General features: G+C 42.4%; 11 protein-coding genes. 9 read left to right on the forward strand and 2 right to left on the reverse strand.

The window, feature by feature from the left end:
• The first annotated feature begins 18 nt into the window (after positions 1 to 18).
• From IQ274_RS19260 to IQ274_RS19285, 6 genes are all read left to right on the forward strand, one after another.
• The gene (locus IQ274_RS19260; protein WP_194143131.1) at positions 19 to 2841 is read left to right on the forward strand and encodes a methyl-accepting chemotaxis protein; all 2823 of its coding nucleotides are present in this window, start codon (positions 19 to 21) and stop codon (positions 2839 to 2841) included.
• A gap of 126 nt (positions 2842 to 2967) precedes the next feature.
• A complete protein-coding gene (locus tag IQ274_RS19265; RefSeq protein ID WP_194143132.1) occupies positions 2968 to 6012 on the forward strand; it encodes a hybrid sensor histidine kinase/response regulator in 3045 nt (1014 codons plus the stop codon).
• 207 nt (positions 6013 to 6219) lie between these two features.
• Positions 6220 to 6678, forward strand: coding sequence for a hypothetical protein (locus IQ274_RS19270; RefSeq protein WP_194143133.1), 459 nt, complete (start codon positions 6220 to 6222; stop codon positions 6676 to 6678).
• A 129-nt stretch (positions 6679 to 6807) separates the two neighbouring features.
• Positions 6808 to 9561 carry a HEAT repeat domain-containing protein gene (locus IQ274_RS19275; protein ID WP_228058254.1) on the forward strand — a complete coding sequence of 918 codons (2754 nt, stop codon included), beginning with the start codon at positions 6808 to 6810 and terminating at the stop codon, positions 9559 to 9561.
• A 114-nt stretch (positions 9562 to 9675) separates the two neighbouring features.
• Entirely contained in the window at positions 9676 to 9951 is a 276-nt protein-coding gene (locus IQ274_RS19280; protein ID WP_194143134.1) for a hypothetical protein, read from the forward strand.
• 426 nt (positions 9952 to 10377) lie between these two features.
• Positions 10378 to 10593, forward strand: coding sequence for an antitoxin family protein (locus IQ274_RS19285; protein WP_194143135.1), 216 nt, complete (start codon positions 10378 to 10380; stop codon positions 10591 to 10593).
• Between the two features lie 410 nt (positions 10594 to 11003).
• Here the strand turns inward: IQ274_RS19285 and IQ274_RS19290 are convergent, their stop codons facing one another.
• Positions 11004 to 11288, reverse strand: a complete 285-nt coding sequence (locus tag IQ274_RS19290; RefSeq protein ID WP_194143136.1) for a DUF427 domain-containing protein — start codon at positions 11286 to 11288, stop codon at positions 11004 to 11006.
• Positions 11289 to 11868: 580 nt separating this feature from the next.
• On the opposite strand from IQ274_RS19290, the gene IQ274_RS19295 reads away from it, so the two are divergent.
• Positions 11869 to 12096: a hypothetical protein gene (locus tag IQ274_RS19295; protein WP_228058255.1), complete on the forward strand. Its 228-nt coding sequence runs from the start codon at positions 11869 to 11871 to the stop codon at positions 12094 to 12096.
• 110 nt (positions 12097 to 12206) lie between these two features.
• Positions 12207 to 12578 (forward strand): hypothetical protein, encoded by a 372-nt coding sequence (locus tag IQ274_RS19300; protein WP_194143138.1) that lies wholly within the window; start codon positions 12207 to 12209, stop codon positions 12576 to 12578.
• A 328-nt stretch (positions 12579 to 12906) separates the two neighbouring features.
• Here IQ274_RS19300 and IQ274_RS19305 read toward each other — a convergent pair whose 3' ends face one another.
• Complete coding sequence (locus IQ274_RS19305) at positions 12907 to 15102, reverse strand: transglycosylase SLT domain-containing protein (RefSeq protein WP_194143139.1); 2196 nt, start codon at positions 15100 to 15102, stop codon at positions 12907 to 12909.
• Positions 15103 to 15614: 512 nt separating this feature from the next.
• On the opposite strand from IQ274_RS19305, the gene IQ274_RS19310 reads away from it, so the two are divergent.
• Complete coding sequence (locus tag IQ274_RS19310) at positions 15615 to 20957, forward strand: LamG-like jellyroll fold domain-containing protein (protein WP_194143140.1); 5343 nt, start codon at positions 15615 to 15617, stop codon at positions 20955 to 20957.
• The last annotated feature ends 168 nt before the right edge of the window (positions 20958 to 21125 follow it).

The raw sequence follows: 21125 nt of genomic DNA on the forward strand, positions 1-21125 counted from the left end.
GTTAAGAGAACTATTTTTATGTTTAATAAAACCAACACAAATCAAAGTAGCAGCGCTCAAAATAGAGCGTCGCTGATTTCATCCCAAAAAATAACTAGTGGTGTTATAAAGCTACCAACTAAGAATAGTAGTGGAACTGCTAATAATTCTTCGTTAAACCAGGCTTTTGCCTTTTTTACAAAACTCGGATTGGCTAAGAAGGCGACTATTTTAGCGATCGCAATCGGTACAATACCAGTATTGGGCATCGGTGCGATCGCTTTTACTTTTGCCAACAAGTCCATTACTAAGCAAATTACCCAGTCTCAACAAGCTGAAGCAACTGGTTTAAGTGATAAAATTAACCGCTTTATGCTGGGGCGCTACGGGGATATTCAGGTAATCTCAAGTTTGCCTTTTTTGACAAGTTCCCAAGGTAGTACCAGCAATTCACAGAAACAAGCAGTTTTAGATCGAATTGTCGAAGCTTACAAAGCTTATGACAGCGTGGCTGTTTTTGATCGTCAAGGTAACTTGATTGTCCAATCCACAGGCGAACCCCTGGAAAATCAAAAAGACCTTGCCTACTTTCAAGACGCTTTACAAAAAGATACTCCTGTCATCAGTAAACCAGAAGCAGTAAAGAATACTGGTGTAGTGAGTATTTATATAGCTGCACCTGTGAAAGAGAAAAGGACGGGCCAAACCATTGGCGTGGTAAGAGCGCGGCTGCCTGTAACATCTTTAGAAGAAGTCATCAAAAACTACGTAGCCAATGGACAACAATATCAGTTGCTTGATGCTTCAGGAACAGTTTTCTTGAGTCCCCAAAAGGGATTATTGGGGAAAGAGGCAAAGGGAGAGTATGCTAATTTACCTAAACTGCTGACAGCAAACAAGGTAGATAGTTTTATAGATGTTCCTAAAACTGACAAAAAACAAAAATTGGTCAGCTACGTACCAGCCGCCAAACTAGATGGCTTACCTGATTTAAACTGGCAAGTGCTTTTGTCCACAGATACTGCAACTGTATTTGAGCCGCAAAGACAATTGTTGTGGACTATAGCGATTGGTACAGCACTGACAGCATTGATTGTGGGTGCGATCGCATCTTGGTTAGCTAAACTTACTACACTGCCAATTCTCAATGCAACTGCGGCATTAACAAAGCTTGGTCAAGGTAAATTCAATACCCGTGTGGAAATCGAAAGGGAAGACGAATTAGGGGTATTGAGTGCAAATATCAACCTGATGGCCGAACAATTACAGGTCTTAGTTAAAGAACAGGAAATAGACGTTGAAGGGGCAAAATTACTAGCAGATATTACCTTACGAATTCGGAGAAGTCTGAAAACTGAAGATATTTATCACGCAGCAGTGAAAGAAGTTCAGCAAGTTCTAAAAACAGACCGAGTAATAATTTATAGCCTGAATTCAGATAATCGGGATGGCGTTGTTGTTGCGGAATCGGTAACTGGTAATTGGCCGGAAATGCTTGGAGTGAAAATCGACGATCCTTATTTTCGGGAACGTTATATAGAAACCGAGCGTGATGGACAGGTGCAAGCAGTTGCAGATATTCATCAAGACCAAAGTCTGAAAAATGCCAACAGTTACATTCGACTATTAGAAAAATTTGCTGTCAAAGGTAATTTGGTTGTACCAATTCTTGCTCAAGAAAAACTTTTAGGCTTATTAATTGCTCATCATTGCGAAACCCCACGTGTTTGGCAACAGCCGGAAATTGACTTATTTCAACAGATAGCAACTCAAGTCGGCTATGCCTTAGAACAAGCCAAGTTATTAGAGGAGATAGAACAAGTTAGGAATATTGGAATTACCGATTCTGATGATGAACGGCATCAAAAAGAAACACTGCAACAACAACTTTTAGAACTACTCAACGATGTAGAAGGTGCAGCCAGAGGCGACTTAACAGTACGTGCAGACGTGACAGCTGGAGAAATCGGTACTGTTGCCGACTTTTTCAACTCAATTGTCGAAAGTCTCCGCGATATTGTTACCCAAGTTCAAAAAGCTGCCACCCACGTTAATACTGCCATTGGCTCTAACGAAGGAGCAATGCGCCATTTAGCAGAAGAAGCACTTACGCAAGCTGCCGAAATCAACCGCACCCTAGATGCTGTTGACCAAATGACTCAATCCATGAAAGCGGTAGCCGAAAGCGCCGAAAAAGCTGCTTTCGTTGCCAATCATGCCGCTAACACTGCTACCAAGAGTGGACACGCGATGGATTTAACAGTACAAAATATCCTGTCTTTGCGGGAAACTGTGGGTGAAACTGCTAAGAAAGTGAAACGTTTGGGAGAATCTTCGCAACAAATTTCCCGTGTAGTTTCCTTGATTAACCAAATCGCCATTCAAACTAATTTACTAGCCATTAACGCCGGCATTGAAGCAGCGCGTGCAGGTGAAGAAGGTCAAGGTTTTGCCGTAGTTGCTGAAGAAGTCGGTGAATTAGCAGTCAGGAGTGCCGCAGCAACCCAAGAAATTGAACAAATTGTTGAAAATATCCAACGAGAAACCAGTGAAGTGGTTCAAGCGATGGAAATAGGCACTACCCAAGTGGTGGAAGGGACTCTAATTGTGGAGGAGGCGAAACAAAGCCTGAGTGAAATTTTGGATGTATCGCGTCAAATTGACTCCTTAGTACAGTCGATTTCTACTGCAACTGCATCTCAAGTTGAAACATCACAAAGTGTTAGCCAATTGATGAAAGATATTGCTGCTATATCACAACGTACCAGCGATTCTTCTCGTCAAGTTTCCGAATCTCTACAACAAACGGTGGAGATTTCTCAACAGTTACAAGAGACTGTCGAGGCTTTCAAAGTTAGTTAATTTTGTCATTTGTCATTTGTCCGTTGTCATTTGTCCGTTGTCATTTGTCCTTTTACTAATGACTAATGACCAATGACCAATGACCAATGACTAATGACCAATGACCAATGACTAAGGACAAAAACCATGTTACAAGACAAAGAATTAGAAATCCAGATGCAGTTTCTGGAAGAAGCAACTGATTACTTAAATACCTTAGAAGGGGTATTGCTAGAAATTGATACTACTAACCGCATTGATTTAGAGAAAATCAATGCTGCACTCCGAGCCGCTCATTCCATTAAAGGTGGCGCGGGGATGATGGGATTTAAATCGCTAAGTCATTTATCCCATCGTTTGGAAGATTCCTTTAAAGTTTTAAAAACGAAAAAAAATTCTCTAGAAATTGACACCCAGTTGCAAAGTTTATTGCTATCTGGAGTTGATTGGCTGCGTCAGATTGTCGAATTGCTTGCAGAAGGAAATGTTGTTGAAGATGCGTGGTTAGCAACCTTTTGTTACCCAGTTTTTGATGAGTTGCACGATCGCTTAGGCGACCCCACCCCGGAGGATGCCTCATCCATGCTATCCCCAGAGGATGGACAAGACGTTATCCCCTTGCTATTTGCCACAGAAGTAGAAGAGTGTTTGCAGCGTTTAGAATCTATCTTGGCAGATAGCGAACAGCCTGGTTTGCATGAAGAAATTGTGATCATGGCAGCGGAATTGGGCGGTTTGGGTGAAATGCTTCAGTTGGCAGCTTTTACCAAGCTTTGTGAGTCAGTAACACAGCAATTGGAAACGGTTAGCAGTTCGCGCATTCCCGAAATTGCCCAATTAGCATTGCAAGCATGGCGGCGATCGCAAGCTTTGGTGCTGACAAATCAACTAGATAACTTACCTACGGAACTTGATTTTGCTAGTTATACACAATCACCACTACTATTACCAGCAGCAGAAGTAATACCACAGCTTCCCATCGCACACATAGATATTGCCCTGCCAGAAGCAGTGCCAACACCTGTTTGGCAGCCAGAAAATACTAGAGAAAATTGGACTAATGATGAAGCGTTGGCGCATCCTGGCGCAGGTATCGCTGCTAATTTTACATTTGTAGATGCAGAATTTGCAGATGATGTTAATTCTATTAATGTTACAGAACAAAATCCCATATTTGCTAGAGAAAATAATCCTGCCGATGCTAAATCTAGCGAAGGAAAAGGAGAGTCAAACGGCGTTGTTAAAGATCGGGAAATTCATGAAAATAGCGTCCGAGTTCCCAGTAAACAACTAGAGCAAATTAATGATTTATTTGGCGAACTGATTGTTCAGCGAAATGGCTTAAACTCGCAACTAGAAAGATTACGCAAACTCGTTCGGAACCTGAACCAGCGAGTACAAGTTCTCGACCGAGAAAACCAGGATTTGCGTATAGCTTATGACAAAATTTCTACTCAAGCTACTGGGTTACGGGTACAAGCTGAAAATGGCCACCAAGCACAAGGCACAGACAGAGGATTTGATGCCTTAGAAATGGATCGCTATAACGATTTAAACTTGCGATCGCAGGAAGTTATGGAAACCATTGTTCAGGTACAGGAAGTTACAACTGATGTGCAACTCAGTGTAGATGATACAGACCAAATCGCTCGTAAAATCAACAAAACATCCAAACAGTTACAGACAAAGTTAAATCACATCCGAATGCGGCCACTGTCCGATTTAACCGAACGTTTTCCTAGAGCCTTGCGCGATTTAAATGTAGAGTATGGGAAAAATGTTCAGTTAAAAATTGAAGGTGGCAATACTTTAATTGAACGCAGCATTTTAGAAACATTAAACGAACCTTTAATGCATCTCTTAAGGAATGCTTTCGATCATGGTATCGAAGACTCTGGCACTCGTCGCCTTTTAGGTAAACCAGAACAAGGATTGATTGAAATTACAGCTAGTCACCGCAGTAATCGCACCCTGATTACCATCCGAGATGATGGTTGGGGCATTTCTCTAGAGAAAATTCGCACCCGTGCTTTAGCTATGGGATTGGATGCTTCTCTACTTGCTAATGCTAGTGACGAAGAACTATTATCACTAATTTTTGAACCAGGTTTTACCACCTCCGAACAAGTTACAGCATTATCTGGTCGAGGTGTCGGCATGGATGTAGTTCGTAACAATCTCAAACTAATTCGAGGAGATGTGAAAGTTGATACGGAACCAGGAGTTGGTACTACTTTCACTCTATCAGTACCATTTACACTTTCTGTTGCGCGAGTTCTGCTGGTAGAAATCAACAAAATGCTGTTGGCATTTCCCACAGATGTCATTTCAGAAATATTCTTACTCCAACAAGAGCGAGTTTTCCAAATGGCAGGTAGCGAAGTTCTAAATTGGCAAGGAACCATGCTGCCACTGATTCGCCTGACTCCTTATTTAGAGTTTAATTGTCTGCGCTACGATACTTCAGAATTAGAGACTCCGGCAGCAATTAATGCTAACAGTGTATTAGTAGTCAAAGGGAATAATCAGCCAGTAGCAATCCAAATAGACCGTTGCTGGGGTGAACAAGAAGTTGCTATTCGCCAAGTTGAGGGAAATATACCTTTACCAGAAGGCTTCAGCAACTGCACAATTCTCGGTGATGGTCGAGTAGTGCCACTAGTTAATGTTAATGAATTGCTTTATTGGATTGCTACAAATCGCCGGACTCCTAAAGGTATTCAATTACCATCAGCAAGGTTAAAAACACCGTTCCTAATATTTGATGAAAATAAAATATCAGCAGCATCCGTTAAGCAGAAAGGCACAATTTTAATTGTAGATGACTCGATTAATGTTCGCCGCTTTTTAGCCCTGACTCTTGAAAAGGGAGGTTATCAAGTAGAGCAAGCTAAAGATGGTCAAGATGCTTTAGAAAAACTCCATAATGGATTGAGAGTTGAAGCGGTAATTTGTGATATTGAAATGCCTCGTCTTGATGGTTATGGCTTTTTAGGTAAGGTCAATTCGGATGTTGATACAAAAAATATTCCAGTTGCAATGCTGACTTCTCGTAGCAGCAATAAACATCGGCAACTAGCTATGCAATTGGGGGCACGGGCTTACTTTTCTAAACCTTACAACGAGCAAGAGTTATTGCAAACCCTGGAGGAGATAATTCGTAATGTGGGAGAAAAGGCAGCCTCTAATTAATAATTCATAATTAGGTTTTATATATTTTTTTATGGTGCGTTAGCCTTTGGCGTAACGCACTGTTTGTTTTATAGTGCGTGGGCGATTAGAAATCGCGGCTACACAGACAAAACCCGCCTGCGCGGGTTAAGAACTGGGTTATATCAGTAATAATTGCCCATTTGCGTAATACTATTTATATTATTTAATTCAATTTGTAGTGAATTTATGGTAACTGTAACACTGACGGCTGTTGCTACTGCGATCGCTACTACACTTTGGACTAAAGCACAGGAGAAAATTGGCGAAAACCTTGGTGATGCTACATGGACGCTAGGTAGCAAGTTAATCGGATTACTCCGCCAAAAGAATAAATCGCCATTACTCACCAATGCTGTAGAGGGAAATGAACCACAGCGTTTAGATTATGGTCAAGCAGTGCTAGAACTGAAAGCCGCAGCAGATGCAGACCCAGAAATTGCTCAAGCAGTTGTGGATGTGGAAGCAGCAGTTAACAATGACCAGTCTGAGACTGCTAAGGAAATTAAAAAATTAGTAGAAGAAATCAAGTCACAGCCATCAGTTGTCAATAACTTTGCGAAGTTAGCAGAAGAAATAAAAGCAGAGAAAGGTGCAATGGTTGCCCAACAAATCACAATAGGGCAACAGCACAATACTTACAACTGACTACAGTCGTCCCCAGGGGAGGATGGGACAAAGTTAACTCCCGATGACTGGCGTAAAGTCTGCCGTGAAATACTCGGAGAACGGCAAAAGCTAACTACAAATCCTCTGACATCAACTGAAGGGGTAGCCTTGCAAGTTGATGATGTTTATGTACCACTGGGATTAGTTGAGCGCAAAAAACAATCTAAACGTCAGGGTGATGTTTCTCCAGAACACGGTTCAGAACTGTACAAAGAAACAGAAATCACCAAAACATTTGAGCATAATGTTTTTCTAGATGAAGTTCTCAAACAGAAAAACACGCCTAAAAGTCAAGGTAAGCGAATTGCAATTATTGGCGAACCAGGAGCAGGAAAGACAACACTATTACAGCAGATTGCTGATTGGGTATCTCGTGAGATTCACCAGTCGATTGTCATTTGGGTATCTTTAGCAGATTTGCGAGAAAAGGAACTAAAAGCTTATCTGTTGGAGAATTGGTTAACTCAGGTAGCTGAGAAAATAGGTAAAGCTGAAGCCACTAAGCAACTAAAGGATGATTTTGTTGCTCTGTTTAATCAAAATAATGTGTGGCTGTTGTTAGATGGGTTAGATGAAATGTCCGCATCTAATCCTCTAACAGAGATTGCACGGCAATTTCGTGAAGGAGGGTTAATTTCTCAAGCGCGAATTGTGCTGACCTGTCGGGTTAATTTGTGGGATGGCAGCAGTAATGCACTTGATGATTTTGATACCTATCGCAGTTTAGATTTTTCTTATCCAGAACAGGTAGAGAGATTTATTCACAGATGGTTTGCTGCTATTCCTGAAACTGGAAAGCAGTTATGTACTGCGTTAAAAGAATCAGGTAAAGAACGGATTCAGGATTTAGTGAAAAATCCTTTGCGGTTGACGCTGCTGTGTTTAAATTGGCAATCGGGAGATGGTAAATTACCCGGTACTCAAGCGGGACTTTATCAGCAATTTGTTGATGACTTTGACAAGTGGAAAAAAGCCGAATTTGTGACAAACTCTAAACAGCGTCAGCAACTTAATATTAAATTGGGAGAATTAGCTAAAGCAGCAATAGACAAAGAAGCTAACCGTTTTCGCTTGCGGGAGGATTTTGTTAATCTCTTCTTAGGGAATGCTGATGATGAAAATTCGCTGCTGAAATTGGCACTAAATCGCGGCTGGTTGAACTGTGTAGGAATAGATACAAATAGAAAACCTGTTTACGCTTTCTTTCATGCCTCATTTCAAGAGTATTTTGCTGCTAAAGCAATAGATGATTGGCATTTCTTTCTCAATCACGTTCCTAAAAATCCCAGTCAAGGAACTTATCGCATTTTTGAACCGCAATGGAAGCAAACAATATTACTTTGGCTAGGACGAGAAGAAGAAAATCTAAAAGAGCAAAAACAACAGTTTATTGATGCTTTAGTTAGTTTTAAAGATGGATGTCAAAAATTTTATAAATACCGTGCCTATTTTTTAGCAGCCGCAGGAATTGTAGAGTTTAAAGATTATTTAAGAGCCAATGAAATCGTAAAGCAAATTACCAAATGGGGCTTTGATTATTTCAACATCAAAAAGCAAGAGTGGGTACAATTTTCCTATAAAATTACCCAGGAAGCTAGGTTGGCACTGCAACAGACGGAGTATACAAAAGCGATCACTGCGTTGGTACAACTTCTGCAATCCATAAATGTGGATAAATTAACCCTTTGCCAGGCAGCAGTAAGCTTAGAGAAAATCGACCCTAGCAATGAAATTGCGATCACCGCCTTGGTGCAACTGCTGCAATCAAACCATCTGGTCGCCCCTACGCTGGCAGCCGAAAGCTTAGGGCAAATCGGTAAAGGTAATAAAATTGCGATCACCGCTTTGGTGCAACTGCTGCAATCCAATAATGTGAATGACTACACTCGTAGGCTGGCAGCCGAAAGCTTAGGGAAAATCGACCCTGATAATGAAATTGCGATCACCGCCTTGGTGGAACTACTGCAATCCAATAATGTAAATGAAGACACCCGTAGGCTGGCAGCCGAAAGCTTAGGGAAAATCGATCCTGGCAATCAAATTGCGATCACTGCCTTGGTGCAACTGCTGCAATCCAATAATGTGAATGACTACACCTGTTGCCTGGCAGCATCTAGCTTAGGGAAAATCGATCCTGGCAATGAAATTGCGATCACCGCCTTGATACAACTGCTGCAATCCAATAAATCCAATAATATGTATGACTACACCCGTAGCCTGGCAGCAGAAAGCTTAGGAATCATGGGCACTGGCAATGAAATTACGATCACCGCCTTGGTGCAACTGCTGCAATCAAATCATCTCGATGACGACACTCGTATGCTGGTAGTATCTAGCTTAGGGCAAATCGGCACAGGCAATAAAATTGCAATCGCCTCCTTGCTGCAACTGCTGCAATCCAATGGTGTGAATGACTACACCCGTTGCCAGGCAGCAGTAAGCCTAGAGAAAATCGACCCTGGTAATGAAATTGCGATCACCACCTTAGTGCAACTGCTGCAATCAAATCATCTCGATGACGATACCCTAATGCTGTCAGCAGCATTAGGGCAAATTGACCCTGGTAATGAAATTGCAATCACCGCCTTGGTGCAACTGCTGCAATCCAATAATGTGAATGACTACACACGTAGGCGTGCAGCATTAAGCTTAGGGAAAATTATACGAGATAATAACCATTGGTTTAAAATAGTTAAAGCTTTAAGCGGTTATTGGCGATTGGATGATGATTTCTACGATTTAGCCTGGAAATGTGCCCAGAATATGCCTTACCCCGATTTCTATCAAGCTTGGCATCAGCATAATTTTGCTACTTGTGCCATGCGAAGCTTAAAGAAAATCCTTTTCACAAGAATAATTTAAGTATTTTTGCAGCAGCGACGTTACAAATCAAATTCCCGCGCTCGCAACAGCTTGTCAATTTGTTACTAAAACAGAAGCGGACGTTAAGAATAAAGTTGTTTTCATTACCACAACTTGTGCGATCGTTCACAACACAAGTTGTTTGGTTCAGAATGCTTATCCGTTGTTACAGAAAACTTGTACGATCGTCCAGAATACAAGTTGTTTTGTCCAGAATGCTTATCCGTTGTTACAGAAAACTTGTGCGATCGTCCAGAATACAAGTTGTTTCGTCCAGAATGCTTATCCGTTGTTACAGAAAACTTGTTTGTTCGTCCAGAACACAAGTTGTTTCGTCCAGAATGCTTGTGTTTTTGTGACAAAACTTATGTCTTCGTTCACAACGCTTAAACAAAACTTATCAATTAAGTTGTTTTGTTACCAGGGCTTATCTATTTGTAGCAAACGTTTATGCGATCGTTAACAACGTTTAAGCAAAGCTTATCAATGAAGTTGTTTCGTTACCAGAGTTTATCTATTTGTGGCAAACGCTTATGCGATCGTTAACAATACTTAAGAAAAGCTTATTAATTAAGTTGTTTTGTTACCAGAGTTTATCTATTTATCGCAAACGCTTATGCGATCGTTACCACAGTCTAAAAGCATCCTCTAAAACGATCGCAAATAACAATTTTTACAATGGGCTACGCCTACGCGCAATTTTGCTTCTGCCAATTTTCGGCACTATATTATCATGATTGTGGAAGCGCGATCGGGTCAGCTTCGAGTACTTTAGATTAGCTCACACAACTGCTGCACAAGTTTCAGAGGTTTTTTATGAACAAGAGAGTAACAGTTGTATTTGACGGGGGTGTTTTGCGCCCAGATGTCCCTTTAGATTTAGCACCTAACAGGCGTTATGTAATTACAATTCAAGAGTTGAAAGAAACATCATCATCCGAGGATGCTTGGGATGTGCTGGAAGCGATCACGGGAACTGTTGACGCACCAGAGGATTGGTCTAGCGAAGAGAAAGCAAACCCCACTTTGTAAAGCAAAGGTATAATGACATTTTAAAGTACTGGTTAGCAAAGATTCTCAATGAGACTTTTCTTACATAGCTATCAGGCTGTACTTCTGAGTTTGGAATTGAAAAACGCAGCAATTAATAATAAATTAGCAAATAGTTTAAGAGGATGTTTGAAAAGTCCTCTTCTTGGTAGCAAGACGTTTTAGATCCCCCTAAATCCCCCTTAAAAAGGGGGACTTTGATTCCGGTTCCCCCCTTTTTTAAGGGGGGTTAGGGGGGATCAATAAATGCCTAAAATCACAGCCAAGCACTTTTCAAACAACCTCTAAAAATGTGGAGGTTGACACAAGTCAACCTCCACAAAATTTTGTTTGATGATTGCTGTAAATACTAAATCAATTTTCTGAAACTAAAATACTTCCAGCAACTTTTATTAAGCCTCTACTTTTACACCCTTCCAAAAGGCTACATAACCCTCAATATTCTTAGCCTTCTCCTTGGTGCTGGGATAGTACCAAGCAGCATCTTTGTTGATTTGTCCATCAACCTCAATACTGTAGTAGCTGGCGACACCCTTCCAAGGACAAGTACTGTGGGTATTACTGTCTGTGAAGTACTCCTTGTTAATAGAGTCAGCAGGGAAATAATGGTTGTTTTCCACAACTACGGTGCGATCGCTTTCGGCTAAAACTGCGCCATTCCAAATTGCTTTCGGCATAAGTGAGTTTGCAAATAAACTATACACTTAACATTTTGACACGATCAGCTTATTTTATCCTCCTGAGCGCCTAACTTACACCAGAGCCCATCTAACCTCAAATCAATCATCAATAAGGTTTAGAGAAAATTTTGCAATGCCAGTATTAATTAGCATCACTTTTGCTTATCAAATTAAAAATTAAAAGTATTTGCTTCTATCGGAAAGATTTCCTAGCATATTGGTATGGAAACTTTAAAGTAGCTAAAAAAAGTTGGATTTCAGTTTATAGCCAAAAGTAAAAAATATCTAAAAGAGAAAATCGTTATTACATATATATGAGCGATCGCACCTTTGAGAACGGCTAGCAAACCAGATATTTAATTTGGCGCACTTTTGCATTTTATAAGTTTTTACTTACTAAATCTTTTACAAATTTTCAACTCCTGAGAGTGGGGTTAATTTGACTCAGCTATTTGGTGTAATTAACAAATCAACCTATCAAATAAACTGAGTGTAAAATGTTGAGATTTATAAAAAAGCAGACTTTGCAACTTAATAATACTAACTGGTGTACTTTATTTCAATTAAGGATAACTATATGAAAATTCCAAACTTGATAAATTCTGCACATCTTGTTGCTTGGATTAATTCTATGCCTAAAATCACTAGTGTTCATACAGCCGATAATCAAAAATCTGGCGCATCAATGAACACGTTCGTAAACTATGACGTTTTATCTAGCTATCCCAAGAATGTAAATTATCTCAAATCATTTGATACTGCTTTTATTGCATATCAAATGATGGGACTGAGTAATTTTGATTAAAGAAGATTTCGGAAGATAAAAACTGAATATCAAGATCCTATAGATTACTAAAAAATAGGATTTTGTTACTAAACAAAACTAATAAACCTAGTTCATTTGAGGAAAAGATTATGAAACTAACAAATTTGATAAATTCTGCACTTGTCGTTGCCTGTATTGCTTTTATGCCTGGAATTGTTGACGCTCAAACAGTTAATAATAGTGGGAGGCAAATCAACACAGATTCGCAAAATGTCAGGTATCTTCAACCTTTCAATATTGCTTTTCTAGCTTATCAAGGTGCTTTCAAAGAGCAGGGTATTCCCAGTGCGGGTACTTTGCTATCTGAATTCCAAATAGGAAACCTGACAGCAAAAGATATAGTGCAGGCTGCTATCAAGGCTAATAAGTTACCAACGCAAGTTTTGAACGATCGAGGTTATGTTAATGCGGTCGAATCGCAGGTGACATCAATGATCAATGGTAATGACATAGGTAGCTAAAGATGAGAAGGGGGCAGGGGAGCAGGGGCAATACTTGTTGGTTAAGGGGAAAAGGGGAAGGTGGGGTCCCCTCTGGGGATAAGGGGCGGGGGAAAAGGGAAAGAAAAAACCTTTACCCTTTAACCTTTTCCCCAAATCCAATTCCGAGTTAAAAATGCAAAACCCGAGCAGTATTGAGAGCAGGGGGACAAGGGGGAATTATTGAACAAGCTTTTCTCTCCGTTGTCTCCCCTCTGTTCCTTGTCTCCCTTGTCTCTTCTTGATGCCGCCTGCCTCTTGTGAAATCAAACTCACCTAATCCCTAGTTGCTCATCCGATTGGGCATGAATCACTGCGCTGGCAATTTTGGATGTGTAGTTGAGTACTTTCCTACGATTCCAGAAATCTCAGGGTTGTAAAGTCTCAAATAATTCCAGTAGTTACCAAATACTTGACGCACATAATTTTTGGTTTCATCAAAGGGAATTTGTTCAACAAACTCATCTGGGTCTTGTGTAGTTAGAGTTTGCAGCCATTTGGAGACATTACCAGGCCCGGCATTGTAACTGGCGATCGCTAACAACGAGTTATTGTTATATTGCTGATGGGTATGATCCAAATACCATGTACCCAGCATAATATTATCGTTGGGATTTTCGAGGTTTATTGTTTTGAAATCCACCTTAATTTGTGGGGCGATCCATTTAGCTGTACTCGGCAATAACTGCATCAAGCCAGTGGCATCAGCGACGGATTTGATTTTTGGCTCAAACCTTGACTCTTGACGCATCAAAGCGGTGACTAGCAGGGGATTGAGTTTACGCTCAATAGACCATTTTTCAGTCTCTCGAAGATAAGGAAATGGATAACGCGCTTGCCAGTAGGCAATCTGTTTGCTCAGAGTTTGATATTGAGCAAGTTCTGCTGGTGTTTCCCGGTCTTCCAACTTAGAGATTTTGTCAATTCCAATGAGATTTTCTCCCCTTGCCTGCCGCATCAACCCTTCAGTAAATTGTTCTGCTACTGTTGGCTGAATTTTATTCTGAAATTCCGTTTCCCATTGCAACCAGGCATCGCGGTCTTGACCCAGCAGATATAATTCTTTGAAAGTCTCAGAACCAGCCGGTGGTAATGAACGCTGGGGTGCGATTACTTCAGGGTTCATGACGCGCACGTTGTCGAAGTTGCCTACATTAAGCCCCCGCATATTCGCTGCTCGCCAAGCATAGTAAGAGTAAGGAAACTGACTAATTACATAGTCATAAGCAGTTTGAGATTCCTGCTGTTTTCCTAGCGAAGCTGCCCATTTCCCGACCCAAAAGCCTGCTCTTGGAGCCAAAATACTGTTGGGATTGTTAGTAACAATTGGCTCTGCCCATTGCCAAGCACCAACGTAATCTTTGGCTTTGGCTTTATCTTGGGCGATTTTCCAGCGATACTCTGCGGCTTCATCCGAATTGCCATATTTGGCTATGAGTAATTGCCACGCCGCGCTAGCTGACTTTTGATCCTTGAGGGTTTCGAGAGTTTTGGCTTTTTGTACTAGTGCAGTACCAGCTTGTTTAGGAAATTTACTAATTACTTGCTCAAGATAGGGTAAGCCGTCTTTACCTGTTTTTGCTGTTTCTGCTAACCGTAGTAATGCAGTCCCAGCTTCCTCGGTATTGGGAAATTGCTGTACCAATTGTTTGTAAGTGGCGATCGCTATTTCTTTGTCTTTGCCCCCTACCTGTAACCCTCGTGCAGTCCGGTAGAGGTTGCGCGATGTTTTTGGTGCTTTGGCATAAGCATTCGCCGCTTTCAGAAATTGGCTATTTTCCCAGTAGCTTGTACCAATGAGTTCCCAATCTTCGGGTTTGAGGGTAGTCTGTTTGACTAACTGGTCTAAAACGCCCACTATGCCTGGTTGATCGTAAGCATATTGAGCCAAAACCAATTGCAATTTTGGCTGATTGGGGTTTTCTTGCAAGCGTTTACGAATAATTTCCCAAGTTAGAGGATTGGAAGGAAATTGAGCGATCGCTATTTCTTGTTGCTTCGGTTGGGCAATCAGATATAGTGCTTTCACTAAAGCCGCTTCTTTGGGATACCGTTTCAGCACACTTTGCCTAAGATCCGAGGCTTTGCCATCTTCGCCCAGCATATCCTCTGCCTGTGCCTGTTTCAGCAAAATATAGGGTGCGAGGATGGGATAGTCTTTATCTAATCCTTGGAGTAAAGCCAGGGCTTTTTGGGCTTGGGTTCTTTCAATGTAATCACTCGCCAAAAGATAACGAGCGCGATTTCGGTCTGGCGATCGCGACTGCCCTGCGATCTCTGCTAGTTTTGCCGCCCGTTCTGGCAGAGATTGTGATATCAGCGGAAAAACGGCTGATTGGGCAATGCTCGCATCAGATGTTTGCTCTGCCTGATTCTTACCGAGTTTGAGCCATTGCCCAACGGTTTTACCAATCTCAGGTGCTGATACCATTGCCCCAGCTAAAAAGGCAAACAGTGCCGCACCCGCGATTATGGAAATTTGCTTTTTCTGTAGTTTCTTCAGCATGAATACCCGCTGAAAAGTTCCGATGAATTTCCTGAAACTTTAACACTCCTAACCATCACTATTACCAATTTTTAATTTTAGATTTTTAATTTTATGTACAAAAATACTAATTTTCAATCCTATGGTTGATAGTACTGGGCATTTAGCATAGGTTAAATAATATTACATCTATCTTTAGTATGATAACTTTGGCTCAAAGCATTTCATTGTATGACAAGTCTTACACAATGCAGGGTCTGCTTCATTTAACCCTCTAGCAGACCCCCAGCAGCTATTAGCAATTAGTGGTGGCAGCTAAGATCCCCCCGCCGGCGGCGACCCCCTTAAAAAGGGGGTAAAAGAGGGTTAAAACGTTAACCGAACGGTATTGGGCGATGGAGTAGTTTACGAACTTAACTAGATACTTAACTAGATCCTTAACTTTCCTCAATTTACCGTTATCGCCCTGCCTGAGCAACTCCTATAGATTGAAAGTGTTCTAAACAACACAAGAAATCGAAGGACAAAACATCATGAGTTCAACAATCACTGAAATCATCTCAATTGTAAAAGACTCGATCGCAAAAACTGGACAATTCACCCTGAAGGATTCCACAATCGATGCGCTTCCCCTCGGCAAATTGATGAATCTTTTAGAGATTCCACAACTAGACTTCAACCTTATTGTTAGTGATTCTGAAAATACAATTACGATCGCAGGACAATCGTCGCTTCTGGGTGCTGGGAAGATTGCGATCGAAGCCACCTTTGGAGAAGTCGATGGTACGGTATCTTTTAGTGTAAGTGCTAAAGATGTTGGGTCGTGTCACATTCCCGGAATCAGTTCCTTGGTATTAGAGCAGGGACAATTTGCACTACATGTTACCGGAAAAGCTGATGACGTGACTGGGACATTTAGCGGCAGTATTCACGTGGGTGATACGACCATTTCTAATGCAGTATTTGAGGTTACTAAAAAAGACACTGATATTGTGTTGCATTGGATGATTGCAGAACTAGACCTACCTGCAATCTCAGATGTATTTCTGAATCATGTTTCCTTACCGGCTGAACTGCCTACTTTTCACTTTAAAGATATTGCGATCGCCATCTCGCCTCAAACAGGTGCATTTTCCTTGGAAATTCTCGCCAAGGATCTTTGGGAATTTCCAGCCAATGGAGGCGATCTGAGCATTAGTGAAGTCAGCCTGACAATTGAGCGAGATCGGCGAGATAGCCCGACTCATTGCGCGATCGCAATTCAAAGTAATGTTGAAAAAGAGATTGTCAACGGCTTGAAAATTAAAGACTTTCAACTCACTTTTGACTTGAAAGGACAGGATTGGTCGGTTGACGGCAAAGTAAATGCCGATGTGTTTGATGATTCTGTCACCCTGGAGGCTAGCTACAACCAATCTCAGGCAGGCAAAACCCTGAAGCTGGCGGCTGAGGTTGATATGCATCCTGTGAATTTAGGGGAAATCAGCTTGAGTCTTTCTGGTTTGGAACTAGAGTTTACCAAACCTGCGGCTCAAGAAGGCGAGGTAGTTCCCCTCGAATGGAGCGTTGCGGCGGCAGGAAGACTGTCGATTCCGGGTGCGATCGAGAGTGATGGCAAACTGACAATTTTTAGAGAAGAGAAAGTCAGGGGACTGCAATTTGAAGCAATTCAGGCAGCCGTATCAATTCCGCTTCCGTCTACACAAGGGATGATGGAACTGAACTTTGAGCGTCTGTCAATTTCTGGCAGTTCCGGTGATTGGACATTTGCTGCTGCTGTCGATCTAGCATTTCATGGTTTGAATGCCACCGTTCAAACACATTTGCCGAAAGACCCGATCGCTATGGCCTTTACGGCAAATAAACAGGGGGTCATCCTGAGCATTGCTAGCAAGAGTGACATTGAGTCGATTTACTTCACCGTCCCACCAATCGAACTAGAGAGCGATCGCATCGAGTTAGGCACTGCCAAAATTGGGTTTTCTAGCCTCAATATCCAATTAGGTCGAATTGTCGATCTAGAAGCAGAGTTGGATATCGGTCTACCCTCACAACTGAATAATCTATTTGGTCGCAAGAAAGACGAGAACGGACACATTGAAAACGATGCCGATGGCAACCCACTTCCAGCAGTAGAATTCTTCCGCACCCTCGATTTACATGACGAAGCTGATACAACGGTGCAAGTGAAGCTCGTGATTAGTAAAGCAGGAATTACGCTCCTTCCTGAAACATCTTTTATTAAGGCGATCGATTCACAGACTGACGCGAATGGAAAATCTTTTTGGCATTGTGACTTCGGTGAATACGGTGAGATTAACGTCGATGTACCCAACTTTAGCTACACCGGATCAAGCTTTGCTGCCAGTGGTGGATTTGAGGTAGTCAAACCCCTAGCTTTACCACTAACCCCAATTCAGCATTTGTTAGCAGCTTGTAAACTTCCTGGTGCTGCCGCCATGCTGCCAGATCGTTTGCCTCTCGATCAAGAAATCAATGCTGAGAACTTTGTGGACAAGCTCACCGAACGTCTAGAAGCCTTACTTGCCAAGCTCGGTAGCGGCAAACTGTCTAATGCAGCCAAAGAAGTTCTAGAGACTATCTCCCAAAGCTTCCACAAGCTCCCCACAAGCTTCATGGAATACCTCAATTTTCAAATGCCGCAAAGCTTCCAGTTTGAGGTTGCCGCCTCGCCTGCTGGAGCCTTGCAGTTTAAAGCTAGCGTCAAAAAAGACGATCCACCAATTAAATTGCTGTTTCCTAGCTTGATGCTGGGGATGCCTGTTCTCAATGGTGTGACGCTTCGCAGCATTTCTTTTGGTGAAACCGCAGGCGGACAATTGTTCTTGCTGGAAATGGACGCTGATATCGATCAGTTTGATTTAGCTACCTTAGTTGCTGCGATCGCATTGCCTGAAGATCGCGATCCGCTACCTAGCACTCAAGCAATACAACGTCGCCTGCGGTTAAACAATACGGTGATGGTGCTGCCGCTTGAATTTCCAGTGCCGATTCCCATGTTCTACGACAATATTGGTATCGAGTATCTGGGCTTAGAAGGCTTAACACTCCAAGCACACGCCCAATTTCCTAAGCCGAAAGTTGAACTTCAGAAAATTAGTAACTTGCTGTCTGATATCAAGGAGTTCTTCACCAACCCTGACCACCCAATCCCAAATCAGCTTCCTGTAGAATTCAAATTCTCGCTCAATCAAAACTATCTCCAACTTCCCAAATATCTTGGCGGTCAAGCGTTAGGTACTCAAGGAGATGGGCCCACCCTAGATGACAAAGATATAGTGCATCTACTCCAGGGGATAAGAACCTTGTCGGTGAATGAGTTGATTCAGGCATTACCACTGAATCAGCGCGTGGGCAGTACCCAGGTTTCCTTTGGCCCACTGTCTAGCAGTCTAGGCTGGCTGGTGACAACCCCTGATGAATTTAGTCAAATTATTACCCAACCGACATCGAAAGCGATCGCTTATTCTGCTTTGGGATTGACCACGGATTTGCAAGCAACCCAAATTTTATCGGTGTTGCCTTCTGCCTCAACCACTAATGAGCAGGGTATCGTCGCCTTCCTGCGAGGTAACTTTAATGTCGGTAGCGCCAAACTAGACACTGTTTTTGGTCTGGCTGCTTCTTCTAAAGGATTCAAGACCGGATTCGAGATCAAAGGTGCGATCGCGAAAGTTGTCACCCTAAATTTAGCAGGAGCGATCGCTATCGCATCTCCAAAAATCGCGCCTCCCACATCCTATGCGCTGGCATTTAACGGGCAGAGCGATTACGTTAAACTCAATAATCCTGCCGCCTTGAATTTTACCGGAGCAATCACCATCTCTGCATGGATCAAACCCGATGCGATCGATGGATTACAAAACATCGTTGCTCACGGCTATACCTCATCCCCAACCGGAGAGGTCTACCTCAGAATTCTCAATGGACAATACCAATTTGGTTATTGGGGATTAAATAGTCTTCCTTTTGAACAACTGGTTGCTGCACCGATTCCGGCTGAAGATGTAGGCAACTGGGTCTATTTAACCGGCGTGTTTGATGGTGGAATGTGGCGGCTATACCGGAATGGTCTACTGATGAATGCAGTGACTGGTTCTCAAGGAGCGATACAAGTTAGCGAGAACTGGGCGATTGGAGCCAGAGGAACGGGAACAGAGCGATTCTTCCAAGGAAAAATTGCCGATGTCCAAATTTGGAATAGGGCGCGTTCTCTCGAAGAAATTGGGGCAGCAATGATGCGATCGCTCAAGGGCAGTGAACCCGGATTAATTGGCTACTGGCAACTTAACGAAGGTTCGGGCACAGTGGCGCACGATGCCACCGCAAACGCCAATCATGGCCAGCTTCAGGGAACTCAATGGCAGCTAATCACTGCTAACAATACTCCTTTCCGCTTAGATGGAAGCAGCAGTTTGTCGATCCCACTGCTGAATTCAGAACGACCTGTTTCTAAGGGTCAGGTGCAATTGATAGACGATCAAAACAATCATCAGTTCCACTATGAAGGCGATTTGCAGCTATTTTCCAGCAATTCTCTCTTGAAAGTAAACGGCAACCTGAAAGGCGACATCAGTGATAAAACTTATCGCTTCTCTGGGGATGTCACAACCTCACTAGCGGGTTTAACACTGCTAGGTGCAAAAGCCTTAATTGAAAACGATCTCGTTTGGTTAGAAGGAACCTGGCTTGGAAACCAAACTAAACTCACCCTCCAAACTGCTGATAAAGCTTGGCAGATAAAGGGTACAGCAGGGTTTAATCTGCCGAACCTTAGCGTTGATTTAGGAGTCGTCAAGAAAGTGGTTGGCAGTAATCTCATCAAGGTTGCAGATAACCTTTCAATTAACGTTGCGGCAAATCTTTCTTTAGATATCACTCTGAGTAACAACGGATTTTCCGCCACTGTTTCGCCTAACTGTACCTTGAATGGTCAAAAACTCCCTCTATCATCCTTTACGATTACTGTTGCTCCATCAACTTTGGAGGCTTTAGCCGAACAGATCAAACAGAAGATCAAAGAGCAAGCTAGTCAAATCTTTGATACGCTGTTCCCAAATGCCCAAGCTTGGCTAAATGGCATTAGCTCCAAAGCGATCGCCTGGGCAACGAATGCCTATGCTGATATGGGTCAGGTTCTGGGAAGCATCTACGGTCAGAGTGCTAGCCAAGCCGTTACTTTGCTCAAAGGTGCAAAATATGATGTGGATGCAGTGGGACATGTTCTCAAGGAAGGGTTTGGCAAGACATCTGACGAAGTTACCCAAATTCTTCATGATGCTCAATACTCAGCCATTGAAGTAGGGCAGACCCTAAATCGTGTCTTTGGTAAAGGGGCAAATGAGGTCACTTCCGCTCTGAAAGCTGTAGGTTACAATGCAACTGATGTTGGGCAAATGCTCGTGAGTGTCTTTAATGCTACCGATAATCAGGTTGCCTCGTTCCTCAAAACCGCAGGTTACACCGCATCTCAAGTGGGACAGGTACTCTCTGATGTTTTCCACGAAAGCGGCCAAGCAACTGCTCAAATTCTCAAGAATGTCGGCTACACCGCATCTGAGGTGGGACAGGCACTCTCTGATGTCTTCCGCCAAGGCAGCCAAGCAACCGCTCAAATTCTCAAAAATGTCGGCTACACCGCATCTGAGGTGGGACAGGTACTCAAAAACGTTTTTGGTAAGAGTGCGGATGATGCAGCTTCAATCCTCAGTAAGGTTGGCTACTCAATCATAGATGTTGCTCGCGTACTTAGAGATATATACCAGCAGGCCAAAGATTCAGTCTTAAAATTTCTCACAAAAATAGGGGTTTCTATTTTTGATATCCGAAAAATTATCAAAGCTTTATTTGGTTAAGCGAGGTTAAGTCTAATCGGCAATCATGGGGTGGGCACTGCTCACCCTTTTTTCTTAACCGTGGTAGAAAAGCTGTCCACAGTCTCCTAGATTAGAGATTAATACGGTTCAGTTAAGGACTTATTTCTTATCTTTGCGTCCTTTGCGTCCTTTGTGGTTCGTTAAAAT

Origin of the sequence: Nostoc sp. LEGE 12447 (genome assembly GCF_015206985.1) — a bacterium.
In the GTDB taxonomy this organism is placed as follows: domain Bacteria; phylum Cyanobacteriota; class Cyanobacteriia; order Cyanobacteriales; family Nostocaceae; genus Nostoc.